This is a genomic window from Polaromonas sp. (genome assembly GCF_030689685.1).
Taxonomy (GTDB): Bacteria; Pseudomonadota; Gammaproteobacteria; order Burkholderiales; family Burkholderiaceae_C; genus Polaromonas.
Genome location: NZ_JAUYEY010000006.1, coordinates 135,493 through 153,151 on the forward strand (window position 1 = coordinate 135,493; position 17,659 = coordinate 153,151).

A 17,659-nucleotide genomic window follows, 5' to 3' on the forward strand; every position below is an offset into this window, starting at 1 on the left:
CCGTAACGACGGCGCGGGTGCTGCCGTTTACTTCTTGCCCAGACCCAAACGCTGCGCACCTTCGGTATACAGGCGGGTCTTGTCCTTCATGAAAGTGTCCATCTGGTCCACCCCCACGTTGACGAGCTCGAAACCGCTTTTGGCAGCCAGCTCCTTCATCTCGGGGTCGTTGTTCAGCGTGGCCCACATGTCAGACAGCTTTTTGCGAGCTTCTGGCGTGGTGGATTTGGGCACACCGATGCCGCGGTAGGCACCGTCCACCCAGTCCACGCCGAGCTCCCTGAAGGTCGGCACGTCCGGCAGCAGCGGATGGCGTTTTTCCATGGCCACGGCCAGGGCGCGCGTCTTGCTCTTGTTATTGATGGCAAAGGCGGTGTAGGTCACCGCGCCGTCGATCTGGTTGCCAACCACGGCCAGCGCCATGTCCCCGGTGCCCTTGTAAGGCACGTAGATGCTCTTGATGCCGAAGGCGGCATTGAGCCGCTCGTGCGAGGCGTGGTTGGCCGAATTCAGGCCCGAACCGCCCAGGCTCATCTTGCCGGGGTCTTTTTTTGCGGCAGCGATGAAATCGGCAAAGGTTTTGTAAGGGCTGGCCTCGGGCACCACCAGCGCGTCCGGCGTGAAGTGGAACCAGAACACCGGCGTCACGTCGGCCGTCTTGTACTGGACCACGCCCTCGATGGGCTGGAACACGATATGCGGCAGGTTCACGCCCACCACGTTCAGGCCATCGCCGGGCAACTGGTTCATTTGTGACCACATGAGGGCGCCACCGGCGCCGGCCTTGTACTGGATGACGGTGTCGACGGCCGGGCATTTCTTTTTGAGCACCACCTGCTGATGGCGTGCCGACAGGTCGGACTCGCCGCCCGGCGGGAAGGCCTGCCAGTACAGGAGGTTCTTGTCGGGACAGGGTTGGGCCAGCGCCAGGGGCGCCAGCAGGGCAAGGCTCAGGGATGCAATCAGCTTCTTCATGGTTTTGTCTCCTTCGGTTTTAATGGCTTCTTAATCAACTCTTGACTCTTGACTCATGCCTCAGGCGGCGCGGCGGTTTTCCTCCCGCATGCCGGACAGGCGCTCGCAAACGGCCTCGGTCACTTGCGCCATCGTGGCGCTGCCGCCCAGGTCGCGGGTGTGCAGCGAGGTATCGGCGGTGGTCTGCTCGATCACCTGCATCAGGCGTTGCGCCGCAGCGTTTTCACCGAGGTGCTCCAGCAACATCACACAGGACCAGAAAGTGCCGACCGGATTGGCCAGGCCCTTGCCCATGATGTCGAAGGCCGAGCCGTGGATGGGCTCGAACATCGACGGGTAGCGCCGCTCGGGATCAATGTTACCGGTGGGCGCAATGCCCAGGCTACCGGCCAGCGCGGCAGCCAGGTCGCTGAGCACATCGGCGTGCAGGTTGGTGGCCACCAGCGTGTCCAGCGAGGCCGGGCGATTCACCATGCGTGCCGTGCAGGCGTCCACCAGTTCCTTGTCCCAGCTCACGTCGGGAAACTCCTTGCTGATTTGCAGCGCAATTTCGTCCCACATCACCATGCCGTGGCGCTGGGCGTTGGATTTGGTAACCACCGTCAGCAGTTTGCGCGGCCGCGACTGCGCCAGCCGGAAGGCAAAACGCATGATGCGTTCGACACCAGCGCGCGTCAGGATGGACAGGTCGGTGGCCACCTCGATCGGGTGGCCCTGGTGCACGCGGCCACCGACACCGGCGTACTCACCCTCGGAGTTTTCGCGCACGATCACCCAGTCCAGGTCTTTGGCTGTGCAGCGCTTGAGCGGCGCGTCGATGCCGGGCAGGATGCGCGTGGGCCGCACATTGGCGTACTGATCAAACCCCTGGCAGATCTTCAGGCGCAGGCCCCAGAGCGTGATGTGGTCGGGAATATGCGGGTCGCCAGCCGAGCCGAACAAAATGGCGTCCATGCCGCGCAGCGCATCCAGGCCGTCATCCGGCATCATCACGCCGTGCTCTCGGAACCAGTCACCGCCCCAGCCGAAGGACGTGAAGTCGAAGCTGAAATTTTTCTGCGAGGCGGCCAGCGTCTGCAGCACCTGCTGGCCGGCTGGCACCACTTCCTTGCCGATGCCGTCGCCCGGGATGCAGGCGATCTTGTAGGTTTTCACGGGTTCTCCTGTTAAAGCAATGCCACTCACTTTACGGATTGCACTGCTCAAAAGAAGCGTCTAAAGTTATCCTATTGTTTACTTTGAGTTAAGAGTTATTCCATGTCCACACCGGTCTCCGCCCCTTCCGAGATGGCGTTTTTCAGCTTGCTGGCGCGCTGCGCCAGTTTCTCGGCAACCGCCCGTGAACTCGATGTCACGACACCAGCGGTCAGCAAACGCCTGGCGCAGATGGAAGGCCGGCTCGGCGTGCAACTTCTCAACCGCACGACGCGGCGCGTCAGCCTGACGCCCGAAGGTGAGCTGTACCTCGGCCATGCCCGGCGCATATTGGCCGAAATCGACGACATGGAACAATTGGTGTCCAGCGCGGTGGCCGCGCCCAAGGGTTTGCTGCGCGTGAACGCCACGCTGGGTTTTGGCCGCACCCACATCGCGCCGCTGATCTCGGGTTTTGCCAAGCTACATCCCGAGGTGCAGATCCAGCTTCAGCTCACGGTCGACCCACCGCCGGCCGACGACGACGCCTTTGATGTGTGTGTGCGTTTCGGCGAGCCGCCGGACGCGCGCGTGATCGCCCGCAAGCTGGCGCCGAACCGCCGCCTGTTGTGCGCGTCACCCGCCTACCTGGCCAAACGCGGCGCGCCCAAACTGCCGCATGAACTGGCGCAACACAGCTGCATCGGCATACGGCAAGGCGGCGAGGCTTACGGCATCTGGCGCCTGAGCGCGGGCAAACGCGTGGAAACTGTCAAGGTGCGCGGCAACCTGAGCACCAGCGACGGCGAAATTGCGGTGAACTGGGCGCTGGCCGGCCACGGCATTGTGATGCGGGCCGAGTGGGATGTGGCGCGTTACCTGCGCAGCGGCCGCCTGCGCCAGGTGCTGGAGAACTACCAGTCGCCGCCGGCCGACATTCATGCGGTCTGGCCGCAGCGGCACCAGGTGTCAGCCCGCGTCAGGGCCTTTGTCGACTATCTGGCCAGCCACTTCGAAAAAACCTCGACCCGCTCTGCAGGGCTGGTGAGCACTTGGTGAGCCGCCCCTTCCCAAGGCCTTACTGCCGGATGCGTCCGGTAGCGGTCACGATGCTCAACTCGACAAACCTGGAGCCGGACCGCATGCCGGGCTTGAAGCCGACCTTGTAGCCGCCCAGATCGACATCAATGCTGTCGAGCGCGTTGACAAACCCTTCACGCGATATCTTCGGCCCCATGCGGCGCGCGGCTTCCACGATCACCGCGCCGGCAATATAGCCCTCCATCATGGCGTAGCTTATCGGCACCTCCAGATTGGGGGTCTTGGTTGCGATGTCGCTGAACTCCTTGCTCAGCCGCCCTGAAATTTTGTAGGGATTGGGAGTGACCTGCGCGATCGCCAGGCCTTTGAGCTGGTCCTCACCGAGACGCTGGGAAATCTGTTCAATGTCCGCACCGGAGTGCGCAAACAACTGTGCCGTTCCGCCGTCCAGCCGGTACTTCTCGATGAAGGCCGCGGCGGCGGCACCGCTGGCGACCACGATGATGGCCTGCGGCGCGGCATTGATAAAAGTGTCGACCACGGCATTGGGCACCTTGTTGGTTCCCTGCACATAAGTAGCCTTGGCGGTGAGTTTGGCACCGCGGGCTTTCATCACCTCTTCCATGGCCGTCAGCAGCGTTGCCGCGCCAGCGCCATCAGGGTAAAACAGGCCCAGGCGGGTCACCCCCACCGTGACCAGGTGTTCAGTGATTTTGTTGATCTCATCGCGCAGGTTGGCACGCACGTTATAGACCAGAGGGGCTTCGCCGCGAATCTCGTCGACGCGGTAACCCACAAGGGCGATATTTTCGGTTTCCAGCAGTTTCGATGCCACCAGTTGGCCGACGATACGGTCGCCGAAATATCCGGCCAGCACCAGCGGACGGTTCTCGCTGAGCAGCGCCTTGGTGGCGGCAAGGTTGTCGGCGAGGCGCCCGCCATCGTCCTTGCGCACCAGGCTGAAGGTGTGGCCGTTGACGCCGCCAGCCTTGTTGGCCTTGGTCAAGGCCAGTTGGATACCGGTGGAGTAAGCGCGGGCCTGTGTACCTTCCAGCCCCGACAGGGGTGCGACCTGCCCGACGACAATCTGGGCGGCGCCTGCTGCCAGCGAGGCAGCCACGAAGCCGGTGATAACGAGCGTGCGAACCAGCAACTGGATGTGCATCATGTTTTGTCTCCTCGATGGTCAACGACGGCGGCACTTCGACCGTGCCTGGCCTGCTCGCAGCAACCTGTTTGCTGCGGTAGCGCATTGAAGCACGCCACAAGGCCGGCGTCGATACGCGGTATTACGCAGAACTTACAAGCTCAGTTGGCATGCCAACGTAAGCCTTAAGCTTGGCCCGCGCCAATGCAACGTGGCAACGAGCGGTGCTCACGGCGTTTTGGCGCCGCTTTCAAACCACTGCCGAACCAGCGCGCGTTCTGCATCGAGCATGCCGGTGGCGTTGTTGATGGGCATGATTTTGCTCACCACCACCTGCTGGTACACCGACTGCGCATGCTGCTTGAGCAAGGCGGGCGAATCGAGCCGGACATTTTTCATCTGCAACTGGGCGCCGTGGCACTGATAACAGCGCTGCTCCATCACTTTTTGCAGATTTATATAGTCATTTTGGCTTTCAGCCCCCGTCAGCCCTGCATGAGAAGCTATTGAATTAATAGCAAGCGGTACGGCTGGAGGCGCCAGCGGCGGCTTCATCCAGACGATGGCCCCCAGAATCAGCGCCCCGCCGACAAGCGCATATGGCAAGGGGTTGCCGCTCCGCCCCAGCTTGTAACCGTGGCGCATCACAAAAAACTGGCGGATCAGCGCACCGGCCAGCATCATGAGAATGAGCACCAGCCAGTTCTGCGGATGGCTGTAGGTAAAGCTGTAGTGGTTGCTGAGCATGGCAAACAGCACCGGCAGCGTGAAGTAGGTGTTGTGCACGCTGCGCTGTTTGCCACGCTGGCCATGCACCGGGTCCACCGGCTGGCCGGCCTTGATGCTGGCGATCACCTTGCGCTGGCCGGGAATGATCCAGAAAAAGACGTTGGCGCTCATGGCGGTGGCGATCATCCCGCCCACCAGCAAAAAGGCCGCACGCCCGGCAAACCAGTGGCAAGCCAGCCAGGACGCCACACACACCAGAACCAGCACCAGCGCGCCGACGATGGCGTCTCCGTTCTTTCTTTTACCGAAGATCTGGCATATGCCGTCATACAACATCCAGAACACCACAAAAAACGACAAGGCCACACCAATGGCGGCACCGGGCGACCAGTTCATCAGCGACTTGTCGATCAGGTAAGTCGAAGCGTTCCACAGGTAAGACACGGTGAACAGCGCAAAGCCCGACAACCAGGTGCTGTAACTCTCCCAGTAAAACCAGTGCAGGTGTTTCGGCAGTTCAGGCGGTTTGACCGCAAATTTGACGGGATGGTAAAAACCGCCGCCGTGCACCGCCCACAACTCGCCGCTCACGCCCTGCTTCTTGAGGTCATCGTCCACGGGCGGCGTCAGGCTCGAATCGAGAAAAACAAAATAAAACGAAGAACCAATCCACGCGATGGCGGTGATGACGTGGACCCAGCGCAGCAGCAGATTGGCCCAGTCCAGAAGATAGCTTTCCATGATCTCAACCTCTCGGCAAGCTGCTCACCACTGCGGGCGCTGTAAGCAGACAAAGGCCACGAACAACAAGTGCTCCGCTGCGACCATTCCAAAAGTGTATGCGATCTACTTTGGAGTGCCTTGCAACAACTGTGCCGCCACCGCCACCGCAATCACCTCCGGCTCCTTGCCTTTTATGCCGGGCAGGCCAATCGGGCAGGTCACATAGGCGAGTTCCTTGTCGCTGAAGCCGCGCGCTGCCAGCCGCTGCCGGAAGCTCGCCCATTTGGTTTTGCTGCCAATCAGGCCGATATAGGGCAGGTCGCCCTTCTCGCGCTGGCGCTTCAGGCATTCGGCCACGATATCGAGGTCTTCAGCGTGGCTGAAACTCATGATCAGCACGTGCGATCCAGGTGCCAGGCGGGGGACCGCGCGCTGCACGGGATCGGAATATTCACAAACCACTTGCTTCGGTACCGCCTCTGGAAAAATACCGTCCCGGCTGTCAATCCAGGTCAGGGCAAAAGGCAGGTTTGAGAGCACGCGAACCAGCGCATGACCCACATGGCCGCCGCCAAAAAGCGCAACCGGTTGTAACTGGCCGGTCAGCGCTTGTTCCAGCCGCTTCACATGCGCGCCATCCACAGACTCAAAGCGTAGCTGCACCACGCCGCCACAACACTGCCCGAGCGAGGGGCCAAGCACCACACGCTGCAGCTCGGGGCCGACAGCACCCGCCAGGCGTGCGCGTGCGCTCGCCACGGCTTGATATTCGAGATGCCCTCCGCCTATGGTGCCCACCAGAGCGTCTGGAAAAACCGCCATCCAGGTGCCCGCTTCGCGCGGCACCGAACCCTCTGTGGCGGCGACGTGCACCAGCACGGCGGGCTCGCGGGCCAGCCGTTCCAAAAACCGCTCTTTGATCTGGTTCACGGTACAAACCCCTTGAAATCGGACGCCATTTTTTGATCACTGAACCGCATAATGAGAAACTTGATGCGCCGACGGCGACCTGCCAAGCCGCCCGCAGGCCGCACGATAGCAGCGACCCCGCTCGGATGAACCCACAAGGATATGTATGTCAGACACTTCCAAACGCCGCTTCTGGCTGCTGGCCCTGCTCTCCACCGCTGTAGGCGCCCTCGTCTCGGCCTGTAAAACTGCACCGCCAACCGCACCCGCAGCCGAGCCAGCCGCAGCCGCCCCGCCAGTACCCGATACACCCATTGTCGGCCCGATAGCCGGCCCCATGGGCTCGGCGCGCAGCTCCCCGGCCACCACAGCACGCGCCTACCGCGAAAGCGGCGCCAGCCACATCTACGGCCTGCATGCCGACCGCATTTACAAAGGCCGCATGCCACCCCTGCTGTATGCAATCGGCGTGCTCAATGTCGAGATCAACCGGGTCGGCATCGTCACCCGCCTGGACTGGATGCGCGCACCGCGCCATGCGCCCGAAGTGATTGCCGAAATTGAACGCATGATCCAGAAGGCATCCCCCTTCCCGGCCCCTACGCGCCTGGGCAAGGTGGTTTATACCGACACCTGGCTGTGGCACAAAAGCGGCAAGTTTCAGCTGGATACTTTGACCGAGGGGCAGAATTAGAGCCCCCACGGTTGCTCACTGCGTGTGTCGTCCGAGGCCTTGCAGGCCGCGGCTCGCCAGACGCTTCGCCTCAGTCGCCTGTCCAAAGCTGCTCAAGCAGCTTTGCCGGCCTCAGCGAGCAACAACAAATCAATCTGTGCGCGTTCCAGCTCGTGATCGAGGGGAGCGATGCCGGGGTTGCGCCTACTCATCTTCAAAAACAGCGACAAGGCAGTCCAGCACCTCTTGCAGGACCGCATCGGGGACTTTTTCAACCAAAGTAGCCTGTCTTGCCGTCCAGTCCAACGATTTGAGTTGATGCGCATGCACTGAGCCGTCGGTACGCAAGCCATACCCCATCAAGGAAACCAGGAACCCGCTATTGCGAGCGATCTCAGACACACCGCCTGAAATGGGGCACACCATAGCCAACCGAAAACGGGTGTTGAAAGACCAAGGGGAGACCACCAGGCAAAAGTGTTTGCCCAGCATCTCTTTGCCAGCGGCTGGATCAAATTGAAGGTGAAGGATGTCACCCCGTTCCGGTATCAAAGCTCTGTTCCGATGGCTGGCATTTCATCCCAATCGGCCACCCGAGCCAGGTTCTCGGGCGATGCCGCCAATAACTCCGAGAGTTTGGGACGCTGGCGACCCGGCTTCACTTTGAGTTCCGCCCCGTTAATCTCAACAAATACGCGAGACCCGGCCTCAAGGTGATTTTGCTCCGCATACGACGGAGGAATCGTCAAGATGAGTGATCCGCCTGATCGGCGAAGGGATGCGTTAAGCATGGTGAACTCCAACAAAAATCTTATTTTAATATAACTTTTTTGTATTCAACCATGAAACGCAGCACGTTGGTCTTGCTCCCTCTCCTTCTGGCAGAGGGAGTAAAACCAGCCCCGCTCACCCCATCTGAGCCAAATCAAACTGCTGCACCTGTGCTGGCCTGGCCACCTGGTCAAGCCGACCGCCCATGCCGCTGACACCGCCCAGCAGGCCAATGGTCAGGCCCAGGTCTCTGGAGCCACGGCTGTCTATCGAGATGTCTGCCGTGAAGCGCCCGTCAGGGTTCTTGGCCAGTTGCATATCCAGCAAGGCGTCCTGCAGGTTCCACAGCAGCGGCAAAGCCCTGCGCTCGGCAAACTCGCTGCGGCTTAAGCTGCTTTGCTCGTCAACGCTGTATTTCAGGGCTTGCAGGCCTTGCTCAAAGCGCGCTCTGGCCGCTGCAATCGATTCGGCCACGGTTTGTGGCTCGATTGCTGCATCGCTGGTCTTTGTGGCTGCTGCGGCAGGTGCATCAAACAGGGCTGTCGGGTTGCCGGTGCGCACTTCTGCCGGCAAAGCCTGGGCTGCGGATGTTCCACTGTCCACGGCGGTTCGGCTCAGCACTGCCGCATGGTTCAGGCTGCTGCCGTCGGCAAAGCGGATTTTCTCCAGCGCGTTGGCGCCTTTGCCGCCGTTTTCAAAGTAGCTGGCTACCGTCAGCTGGTCGGCGCTGCCGTTGATGCTCAAGACCAGGTCATCGCCTTGGCGCAGCAGGCTGATGTCGGCATCAACGATGCCTGCACCCAGTTGCACCGTGTCGCCCGAAGGTTTGCCGACGTCGAAGTTGGCAATGATGTCGCGGCCACTGCCCCGGCCAAACATATAGGTGTCGTTGCCCAGGCCGCCAAACAGCACGTTGTTGCCGGCATTGCCCTCCAGGCGGTTGTTGCCGGCGTTGCCGATGGCGTTGATGTTGGCGCTGCCGATGAGGGTCAGGCGCTCTATGTTGTCTGCCAGGGCGTAAGACACGCTGGCATACACCGTGTCGGTGCCTTCCAGGGCGCTTTCAACCACCAGATCGTCAGAGGAGTCAACCCAGTATTTGTCATTGCCCAGCCCGCCTATCAGAATGTCGGCGCCCAAGCCGCCGTCAAGCTCGTCGTTGCCCGCCTGGCCCCAGAGTTTGTTGGAGGAAGTATTGCCCGTGAGTTTGTTGGCCAGCTCGTTGCCCATGCCGGCCTCGGCATTGCCAGTCAGTAGCAGATGCTCGACGTTGTCTGCCAGGCTGTAGTTGACGCTGGACTGCACGGTGTCGCTACCCTCTGCGGCATTCTCGATGACGGTGTCGGCCTGGCTGCCCACGATGTAGGTGTCGTTGCCTTTGCCGCCTATCAGCACATCCGCGCCCGCACCGCCGTCCAGGGTGTTGGCGGCGTTGTTGCCGGTTAACACGTTGGAGAGTTCGTTGCCGGTCAGGCTGATCGCTGAGCCCAACAGCACACCGTCTTCTACGTTGGCTGCCAGGGTAGCGGAGAAACGGCTGACCAAGGTGTCGCGCCCGCCGCCAGCGTCTTCTGCGATGGTGTCTACATCGTCTTCAAACAGGTAGGTGTCGTTGCCCAGCCCGCCTATCAGGGTGTCTGCACCTTTCATGCCGTTCAAGCTGTCGTTGCCGGCGCCGCCGGTCAAGGTGTTGTCGGCCGCATTGCCTTGCAGCAGGTTGTTCAGCGCGTTGCCTGTGGCATTGACTGCCGCTGTGCCGGTGAGGATCAGGTTCTCAACATCGCTGCTCAGGGTGTAGGTCACTGTGGCTTCGACCGTGTCTGTGCCTTCGCCCGCCAGCTCAATCACGGTATCACCTGCGTTGTCTACCTCGTACAGATCGTCGCCAGCTCCGCCGTACAGAGCGTCAACGCCCAGGCCACCTGTCAAGCGGTCGTCCCCGGCCAGCCCGTACAGGGTGTTGGCGCCGCTGTTGCCGGTGAGTTTGTTGGCCTGGGCATTGCCGCTGGCGTTGATATTGGCTGTGCCTGAGAGTTGCAGGTCTTCTACGTTGGCGCCCAGTGCGTAGCTGATCGATGAGATGACGCGGTCTGTGCCTTCTCCTTGCGCTTCGGTGACGTTGTCACCGACGTTGTCAACGTAGTAGCTGTCGTCGCCTGCACGGCCTTGCATCGTGTCGGCACCGGCACCACCGTTCAGGGTGTTGTTGGCGGCATTGCCTGTGAGGACGTTGTTCAGGCTGTTGCCGGTGGCGTTGATGGCGTCGAGGCCTGACAGGGTGAGGTTCTCTACATTCGCAGACAGAGTTCTGCTGACCGTGGTGATGATGGTGTCTGTACCCTGGTTAGCCAGTTCGGTCACCACGTCACCAGTGTTGTCTATGTGGTAGGTGTCGTCTCCCAGGCCACCTGTCATGCGGTCTGCGCCTTCGCCGCCATGGAAACGGTCATTGACACTGGTGCCGGTAAGCGTGTCTGCATTGGTCGTTCCGCGAATGTCAAAGCCTTTTTGCAGCAGTTCTTCAAAATTCAGCGCGCTGCCGTCGGCAAATTCGAAGTTCTGCACGCTTAAGAAGTTGGCGGCGTCCTGGGGGTTGAAGCCGTCCAAGTGGATGGCGTTGCCTGGGCCGCCTACCGTGAGCATCAGTGAGCCCAGGCCGAGGCTGACCATGCCCTGGGTGATGCCGGCGCCGAAGCGCAAGGTGCCGCCGCCGGGGTCGCTGATATGCACCTCACCGGCTCCGGCGTTGTACACGTAGGTGTCGTTGCCGGACTGGCCAATCAGTGTTGTGTTCGGACCGGCAATGAAGGTGGTGGCGAAGTCGGGCACGCCGTACAGGGTCAGGTTACCGGCGCTACCGTCTTTCACCAGACCTCTGTCGTCAAGCTCCTGGAATGAGATAAAGGAACCATTGCTCAATGTCAAAAAGATATCCGAATAGTTCTCTCTATCGGTGTACCAGCCCGTGAGGCGCAAGCTGTCTTGACCACTGCCGGCGGAAATAACCAGATCCACGCCGTCACTCTCCACCAAAATATCCGCCGCCGCCATTGCCCCTGCATCAATGCCTTGCAGCAAATTTGCGGCTACAGTTTGCTGCCCCATTCCGGCATAAAACCGTGTAAATCCAATATCAAAACTGGGGGCAGATGGCGCCAGGGCAATCAGACCTCCCAACGAAATGACCTGCCCGTCCGCAAACTCAAACTGTCCGATCATGCCGTTGAGCGGGTCGTTGACGCGTGGAATCATGACCCGCACGCCCTGGTCGGCGCCCCATTGCAGGTCAAGCGTTACGCGCTCGCTGCCGTCCAGCGGCGAGATGGCTGTGCTCCAGGACAAACTGATGTCGCCAAGCGTCAGTTCCTGCCCGAAGTGGACGGTTTTCATAGGCAGCAGCCCGGCGTCCAGGTAAGGCTGCAGGGCTGCAAAACTATTCGCCGTCAGCATGACGGTCTGCAGCGGGTACGTGGCGTAGTAGCTGCTGGCTGGGCCCCACTCCTGTGCGTCAAAGGTGAGGCTTTTTAAAAGCACGGGAAGTGGCTTGACGTAGTAACTGGGGGCCCAGCCAGCTAAAGCATCCGACCCTGTTACCTCACTATAGACACGACGTGCATCTTCAAGGGTATCGTGATAGCCCCCGTAACTCTCTTCCGAGCCTACAAAAAACTTGCCGCCATACTGGTAACTTTCACGCGCATCCCGAATACCTTGCCCCCGATAAATGGCTTCAACCGAATCATCTATCCAATCATTGTTTCGATCAGTCTGCGAATTGTCATCGCTCACCAAAAGATCCATCCCCGTATTGTTTGGATCTATCAAAATGCGGGTGTCGGGCTGTTCATACAGCCGTTGAACATAGTTTTCGTAATGTGGGACCTCATAGATGTACCCAAGGGCTTTACCTGCCACCGTGGTACGGCCATCACCCACCACCATGGTTCGGCCATTTTCAAGGTACTGATCTCCGTTGCCCGCCATCAGGGTCTCACCACCAATGAGTCTGGCGTTGCCCGTGCCACCATACGCAAAACCTGCGCCGTGAATGATGTTGTCGCCCACGCCGCCAATGACCGCCGAATAACGGTTGGCCATCACCGTATGGTCGCCGTCAGTCAGCGTGGTTGTCCCCAGGTTGTAGCTCAGAGTGTTGTGCGTGAGAGTGACCCGAATATAGTCAGGCAAAGGCCCTGCCAGCGCCACCGTTGCCGGGGTATTAAAAGTGAGCGTACTCCCGCTACCTGAATAGCTCTTATAGGTTTCTACGTATTTTTTCTGCTCGGAAATCAATTCAACTGGCGAGCTTTGCGGCCACTGGTAAGCGAAGGGCATGCCCCAAGAAGTCGCTGGCGTGTAGGTGGAATAGTTGTTCCAAGTCACAGCGCTCCAAGCCGCTTGGCTGGCAGAACTACTGCTTACAGGATTCAAAGTAACGAGTTCGGCAGAGACGGCTTGGGATTGATCGTCTAAGGAAATTAGGGTGTCAAACGCCGAAGCTTCATATTGCGCCCACTGGCTTTTGGTCCAAGTTGTGCTGAGAGCAGTAGAAGAAGTCGTCGTCCACACGTTGTTGAGATCTGCAAGCAACCGATGCGTATATAAAGATTGTTGTGTCAGTTCACGGCTATCGTTGAAAAATGTGCCCCTGAAGCGGTCGGAATCAACGGCTCGAAACCAAGTGCCATCAACCTGCCGGATGTACCCCTCCCCAGCATATTTCTCGCCGATGCTGCCCCGCGCCCAGGCCTTGAACTCCTGGATCAGACTGGCTTGCAAATCGCCCCATTGGGGTTTTGACGCATCGATCAGCGCCTGCGCCGACAGCGCATTGCCCTGAGCGTCCTTGAACACCCAGGAGGTCTGCACCGCACCGTAATAGTCCTTGATGCGCATGCTGGTGTCTGTGCCGCGTACCTGCACCACCAGGTCGTTGGCGCTGCGTTTGGCAGTCAAGCTTTGCAGTTGCAGCCCTGACGCATCAAGCTCAATTACCGAGCCTTCTGGCGAGCTGTCCAGCAGAGTAGCCTGGCCCATGTCGTAGCCCAGCCTGTAAGTGTCCAAACCCGCACCGCCGATCAAGGTGTCGGCCCCTTTGCCGGCATCCATCACGTCGTTGCCCGCGCCGCCGTCGATCACGTCGTTGCCCGCGCCGCCACGCAGTGTGTCGTTGCCCGCGCCGCCTGACAGGGTGTCGTTGCCTTCCCCGCCATCGAGTGTGTCGTCGCCCGCGCCCGCGCTGAGTGTGTCATTGCCTTCATCCCCCGTCAGCAGGTTGACACCATCGCCTGCGTCCAGCACGTCGTTGCCGCTGCCACCGCTGAGCGTGTCGTTGCCGGCACTGCCTAACAGCGTGTCACCGCCCCCACCGCCCAGCAAGATGGCCCCGCCATGCAGTGCGGTGAGTTGATCACCGCCTGATCCGCCGGTCAGCGTTTGGTTGTCCCCGGTGGTGGACACGCTCACTGAATTTGTCAGGCGGCCTTGCAGCCATTGGCTCAGTGCGGTGCCGTCGATAGAGGCCATGCCGCCGCTCAAGGCCCCGGCGATGATCAGGCTGCCGTTGCTGCCGTAGTCCAGCACCAGGTCGCTGCCGCTGGCGCTCACCGCATGGGGCTCGCCATCGGCCAGGGTCAAAGTGTTTCTACCGCTGCTGTCGGTCACGGTGTCGCCGGCTCCGGCTTCATATCGGTCGTCGCCTGCTCCGCCGTCCATGTAGTCGGCACCGCTACCTCCAATCAGGGTGTCGTTGCCAGCGCCGCCGTAGAGGTTGTCGTTGCCGTGCCACTGCCCGGCCAGCAGTTCGGTGGGCGCATCGCCATGCAGCAGATCATCACCGGCCCCACCGATCAGGGTGTCAGCGCCACCTCCACCTTCCAGAATATCGTCACCATTGCCACCGTCCAGGAAGTCATTGCCGTGATACTGCCCGGCGAGCGTCGCCTCGCGCTCATCGCCCAGCAGCAAGTCATTGCCTTCGCCGCCTTGCAGGTTGTCATCGCCCCCTTGCCCATACAAACGGTCAGCGCCTGCTCCGCCGTCGAGGTTGTCATCGCCATGGTATTGACCGCCTAACTGATTGTCATCGCCTTGTAGTTGGTCCGCGCCAACACCTCCCAACAGGGTGTCGTTGCCGCCGCCACCAAATAGCACATCGTCACCGTCCTCGCCGTCCAGGTAGTCGTTTCCGTGAAACTCACCGCCTAACCGAGCGAAGGCATCGTCTCCATGCAACTGGTCGTTGCCCGCACCGCCAAACAAAGTGTCATCTTTGCCGCCACCGAACAGGTAGTCGTTGCCCTCCTCGCCATCCAGATAATCTGTGCCGTGGAACTCACCGGCCAGAATAGTCTCGGTATCGTCTCCATAAAGCGAGTCGCCGTCTGAACCCCCAAACAAGGTGTCGTTCATCCCCCCACCAAATAAGGTGTCGTCACCCCCCTCGCCATCCAGGTAGTCATCGCCATGGAAGGGCGCCAGTAGCGTGTCTGTCTGGTCATCGCCCACCAGGCGGTCATTGCCGGCCCCGCCATACAAGGTGTCGCCTTTGCCCCCGCCAAGCAGGGTGTCGTCCCCATCTTCCCCGTCCAGGTAGTCGTCGCCGTGGTATTGACCCGCCAGCATGCTGTTCCAGTAGTAGTCACCAACCAGAAAGTCGTCTTCGGCGCCGCCAAACAGCGCATCATTTTGGCCTAAGCCAAAGAGGTAGTCGTTACCCGCCCCACCATCCATAAAGTCGCCGCCATGCAGCGCCCAAGGTGCCCTCTTGTAGCCGGTCACGCCGTCGAAGCCATCGCCATAAAGTACATCGCTGCCTTCTCCCCCATCAATCACATCGCTGCCGCCATTGCCCCAGACTTCATCGGCGCCACCCCCGCCCTGGATGTTGTCTGCGCCGTGCCCGGCATACACCCTGTCGTCGCCGCCTCCAGCGTCCATCACGTCGGGCGCATCGTCCAGCACCGCATCGTTGTCGCCAGGCAGAATCAGCCGGTACTGGGCGTCTATCCCTATGCCCCAGGTGCTGCCCTGGGTCCAGACTGTCTGGCCTTCCGGCAGCTCCCAGGCATCATCCGTTCTGATGCGCTGGCCCAGGGACAATGACGTGGCGCCGAAGATGAGGTCTTTGCCTTCGCCGCCCAGGATGCGGTCTGAGCCGGTGCCGCCAAGAAGCAGGTCGTCCCCGTCTCCGCCGTCAATTTCGTCGTTGCCCGCGCGGCCAAGCAGCGCATCGTTGCCGCCCAGACCGCTGATCTTGTCGTTTCCAGCCGCTCCGCCAATCACGTCGTTGAAGTTCTCTTCCATCACCCCGCCCAGGAGGGTGCCGTCAGCAGCCCAACTGGTTTCCAGCCATTCGTAATACGGGCTGCTCCCAGTCAACGGGGCGCGCTGGTCGCCGGTGTAGGTGTGGGTGGCTTCGCCTGCGTCCGTCAGGTTGACGCCCCAGTTGTTGGACGTCGCGCTTTGGCTTGTCCCCTGGTATGTGACGCTGAGTTGCGCGCTGGCGTCTACGGTGACTTCGCCTTCTTGCACCAGGGCAAAGCTGACTTGGGTCTGGCCTTCAGCCAGTGTGATGACGGCGCCGTCGGCATTGACTTTGCTGTCGCCAAGGATGGCTTTGAACTTGTCGGCCAGATCGGCCAGCGCCAGGGTGAGGGTGTCGCCGGCTTTGGCCGCTGCGTTTAAGAAGACGGTGAACCCCTTGCCGGTGCCTTCGGCCAGGTTCGATGACTGGCCTGCCAGGCTGGCGATGTCGGCGTTGACGTCGCTCCAGAAGTTGGCGATGCTGTCGCCGGTCAGCGCCACCTTGGGCGTGCTGTCTAGTTTGATGCCTAGATAGCCATTGTCGAGGGCTTGCGCCAGATCGAATTTCTCGATCTTGACTTTGCCGCCTGCATCGAGTTTGGCGATGGTCAAAGTGCCTGCCTGGCCTACCTGGGTTGGTGCGAAGGTGTAGGTCTCGCCTTGTTCGCCCACCCAGGTGTTGCGCTTGCCTGCCGCTTTGCCGCCGGACAGACTGACGCCAGCTTCGGTTTTGAGCAAACCTTCGCCGTCTGTGTTGTCTCGGATGGTGTCTTTGCCCGTGCCGACGATATAGGTGTCTCTGCCTTCGCCGCCATACAGGGCGTCGTTGTTCTCTGCGCCAGTCAGGGTGTCGTCGCCGTCGCCGCCGTAGAGCCGGTCGCTGCCTGTGCCGCCCGTGAGGCGGTCATCACCCGTGCCGCCGTGCAGTGTGTCGTTGCCTGCGCCGCCGTCGAGTGTGTCGCTGCCGGTGCCGGCAAACATGACATCGTCCAGGCTGCCGCCGGTGAAGTTGTCTGCGCCGGCGTTTCCGAGGAATATCTGTGCCTTGGCGTCGTTGCGCGCTGTGCCGGTCACGCCGCTGGAGCCTGCGGCTACGTTCCATTGGTCATAGACAGTACCGAAGGCGGGAAATGCAACGCCGCCGGTGACATGCTCGGCAGCAATGGCCGTGATCCACGGTAGAGCGTATAGATCGGCTTTGTTCAGTGCGCCTGCAAGACCCTCGCCTTTGGCGCTGGTGTATTGCAGCAACTCGCCGGTTTTAGTGAAGAATTCCTGGCCTGCGTAGTCTGTGCCTTGCCAGTAGTACCACTCGATGCCTTGGGCGATTAATGCGTCTTGGGCGACTTTGTTTAAACCGGCGATGTTGGTGCCTAGCTTTGAGAGGTCAGAAGCGAAGTGAGTGAGTTTGTCGCCTGTGCCTTGTTCGCTGCGGATGAGGTCGATGAGGAAGTTGTGCTCAGTGCCATCCGCTCTTAAGTTATAAAAAGCTTTGTCGAATACCATAGGCAACGCACGCTGCACGGCGACGGTGGCCTGAGCAAATGCCGGAGTCAGCAGACCTGCAGTGAGCAGGGCCTGAGAGTGCATATTGACAAGCCCGGCCACGCCGTTCATTTCCGCAAAGCCAAACTGCACCGGGTTGCCTTGGCCTGCGCCGGTGATTGTGTTTGAGTCTGTGCTGATGGTATGCACTGGCGAGCCGGGGGCGTAGTAGCTGGTGACGTTGCTTTCTCGGGCGGCGAATTGTGCTGAGACGCTCGCCGCATAGTCCCGAATGCTTTGCGGGGCCAAGCTGCCCAGCATGCCGATCACTGAGTTGACGATGGAAAAATCCGTGGCGACGCTTTGCGTGGGTGCAGGGTCAAACACGGTAGCTGGGCGGTTGAACCACACCCCCATGGTGGCGGCCAGGCCGCCGCCCAGGCTGTGACCAGTGAAGCTGATGTTGCTGCCTTGCGCATCGCTGCCGTAGTCGCGCAGCACTTGGGCATAGACCTTGGCGGCTTGCCGCTCTTGGGCGACGAGTAGGCCACCGTTGCCCAACCAGTCAACGCTTAAGTCGTCTGTACCGCGAAAAGCAATAACGATCTCGTTGCTGCTGCTGTTGCGAAAGACGGCGTACGCGAAGCCTTGGGTGCCCTGTGTTCGTGGCTTAAGTTCTTGCCAATCGGTAAGCACAAGATCATTCGGTTCACTAGCGGCATAGGCTTTAAGCGAGAGCAACGCAAATTCTTTTTCAGTAGCCATGA

Annotated in this window: 10 protein-coding genes; 2 read left to right on the top strand and 8 right to left on the bottom strand. The window is 60.6% G+C overall.

Annotation, left to right across the window (positions count from 1 at the left end; translation table 11 throughout):
• Positions 1-27 precede the first annotated feature (27 nt).
• Together Q8O29_RS01525 and Q8O29_RS01530 are read right to left on the bottom strand one after the other, a co-directional pair.
• Entirely contained in the window at positions 28-975 is a 948-nt protein-coding gene (locus tag Q8O29_RS01525) for a tripartite tricarboxylate transporter substrate binding protein (RefSeq protein ID WP_305560286.1), read from the bottom strand.
• A gap of 60 nt (positions 976-1,035) precedes the next feature.
• Complete coding sequence (locus Q8O29_RS01530; RefSeq protein WP_305560287.1) at positions 1,036-2,130, bottom strand: tartrate dehydrogenase; 1,095 nt, start codon at positions 2,128-2,130, stop codon at positions 1,036-1,038.
• 102 nt (positions 2,131-2,232) lie between these two features.
• Between Q8O29_RS01530 and Q8O29_RS01535 the strand changes: the two genes are divergently transcribed.
• The gene (locus Q8O29_RS01535; protein ID WP_305560288.1) at positions 2,233-3,168 is read left to right on the top strand and encodes a LysR family transcriptional regulator; all 936 of its coding nucleotides are present in this window, start codon (positions 2,233-2,235) and stop codon (positions 3,166-3,168) included.
• 19 nt (positions 3,169-3,187) lie between these two features.
• On the opposite strand, the gene Q8O29_RS01540 is transcribed toward Q8O29_RS01535, so the two are convergent.
• From Q8O29_RS01540 to xdhC, 3 genes are all read right to left on the bottom strand, one after another.
• Complete coding sequence (locus tag Q8O29_RS01540) at positions 3,188-4,318, bottom strand: ABC transporter substrate-binding protein (RefSeq protein WP_305560289.1); 1,131 nt, start codon at positions 4,316-4,318, stop codon at positions 3,188-3,190.
• A 207-nt stretch (positions 4,319-4,525) separates the two neighbouring features.
• Entirely contained in the window at positions 4,526-5,767 is a 1,242-nt protein-coding gene (locus Q8O29_RS01545; RefSeq protein WP_305560290.1) for a urate hydroxylase PuuD, read from the bottom strand.
• 105 nt (positions 5,768-5,872) lie between these two features.
• On the bottom strand, positions 5,873-6,679 hold the full coding sequence (gene xdhC / locus Q8O29_RS01550) for a xanthine dehydrogenase accessory protein XdhC (RefSeq protein ID WP_305560291.1): 807 nt from the start codon (positions 6,677-6,679) through the stop codon (positions 5,873-5,875).
• A gap of 145 nt (positions 6,680-6,824) precedes the next feature.
• On the opposite strand from xdhC, the gene Q8O29_RS01555 reads away from it, so the two are divergent.
• The gene (locus Q8O29_RS01555; protein WP_305560292.1) at positions 6,825-7,352 is read left to right on the top strand and encodes a hypothetical protein; all 528 of its coding nucleotides are present in this window, start codon (positions 6,825-6,827) and stop codon (positions 7,350-7,352) included.
• 183 nt (positions 7,353-7,535) lie between these two features.
• Here the strand turns inward: Q8O29_RS01555 and Q8O29_RS01560 are convergent, their stop codons facing one another.
• The 3 genes from Q8O29_RS01560 to Q8O29_RS01570 form a co-directional block, all read right to left on the bottom strand.
• Positions 7,536-7,883: a type II toxin-antitoxin system PemK/MazF family toxin gene (locus Q8O29_RS01560; protein WP_305560293.1), complete on the bottom strand. Its 348-nt coding sequence runs from the start codon at positions 7,881-7,883 to the stop codon at positions 7,536-7,538.
• Positions 7,880-8,122, bottom strand: a complete 243-nt coding sequence (locus Q8O29_RS01565; RefSeq protein ID WP_305560294.1) for an AbrB/MazE/SpoVT family DNA-binding domain-containing protein — start codon at positions 8,120-8,122, stop codon at positions 7,880-7,882. The genes Q8O29_RS01560 and Q8O29_RS01565 overlap by 4 nt, the downstream gene beginning before the upstream one ends.
• Before the next feature lie 115 nt (positions 8,123-8,237).
• Positions 8,238-17,657 (bottom strand): calcium-binding protein, encoded by a 9,420-nt coding sequence (locus Q8O29_RS01570; RefSeq protein ID WP_305560295.1) that lies wholly within the window; start codon positions 17,655-17,657, stop codon positions 8,238-8,240.
• Positions 17,658-17,659: the final 2 nt, after the last annotated feature.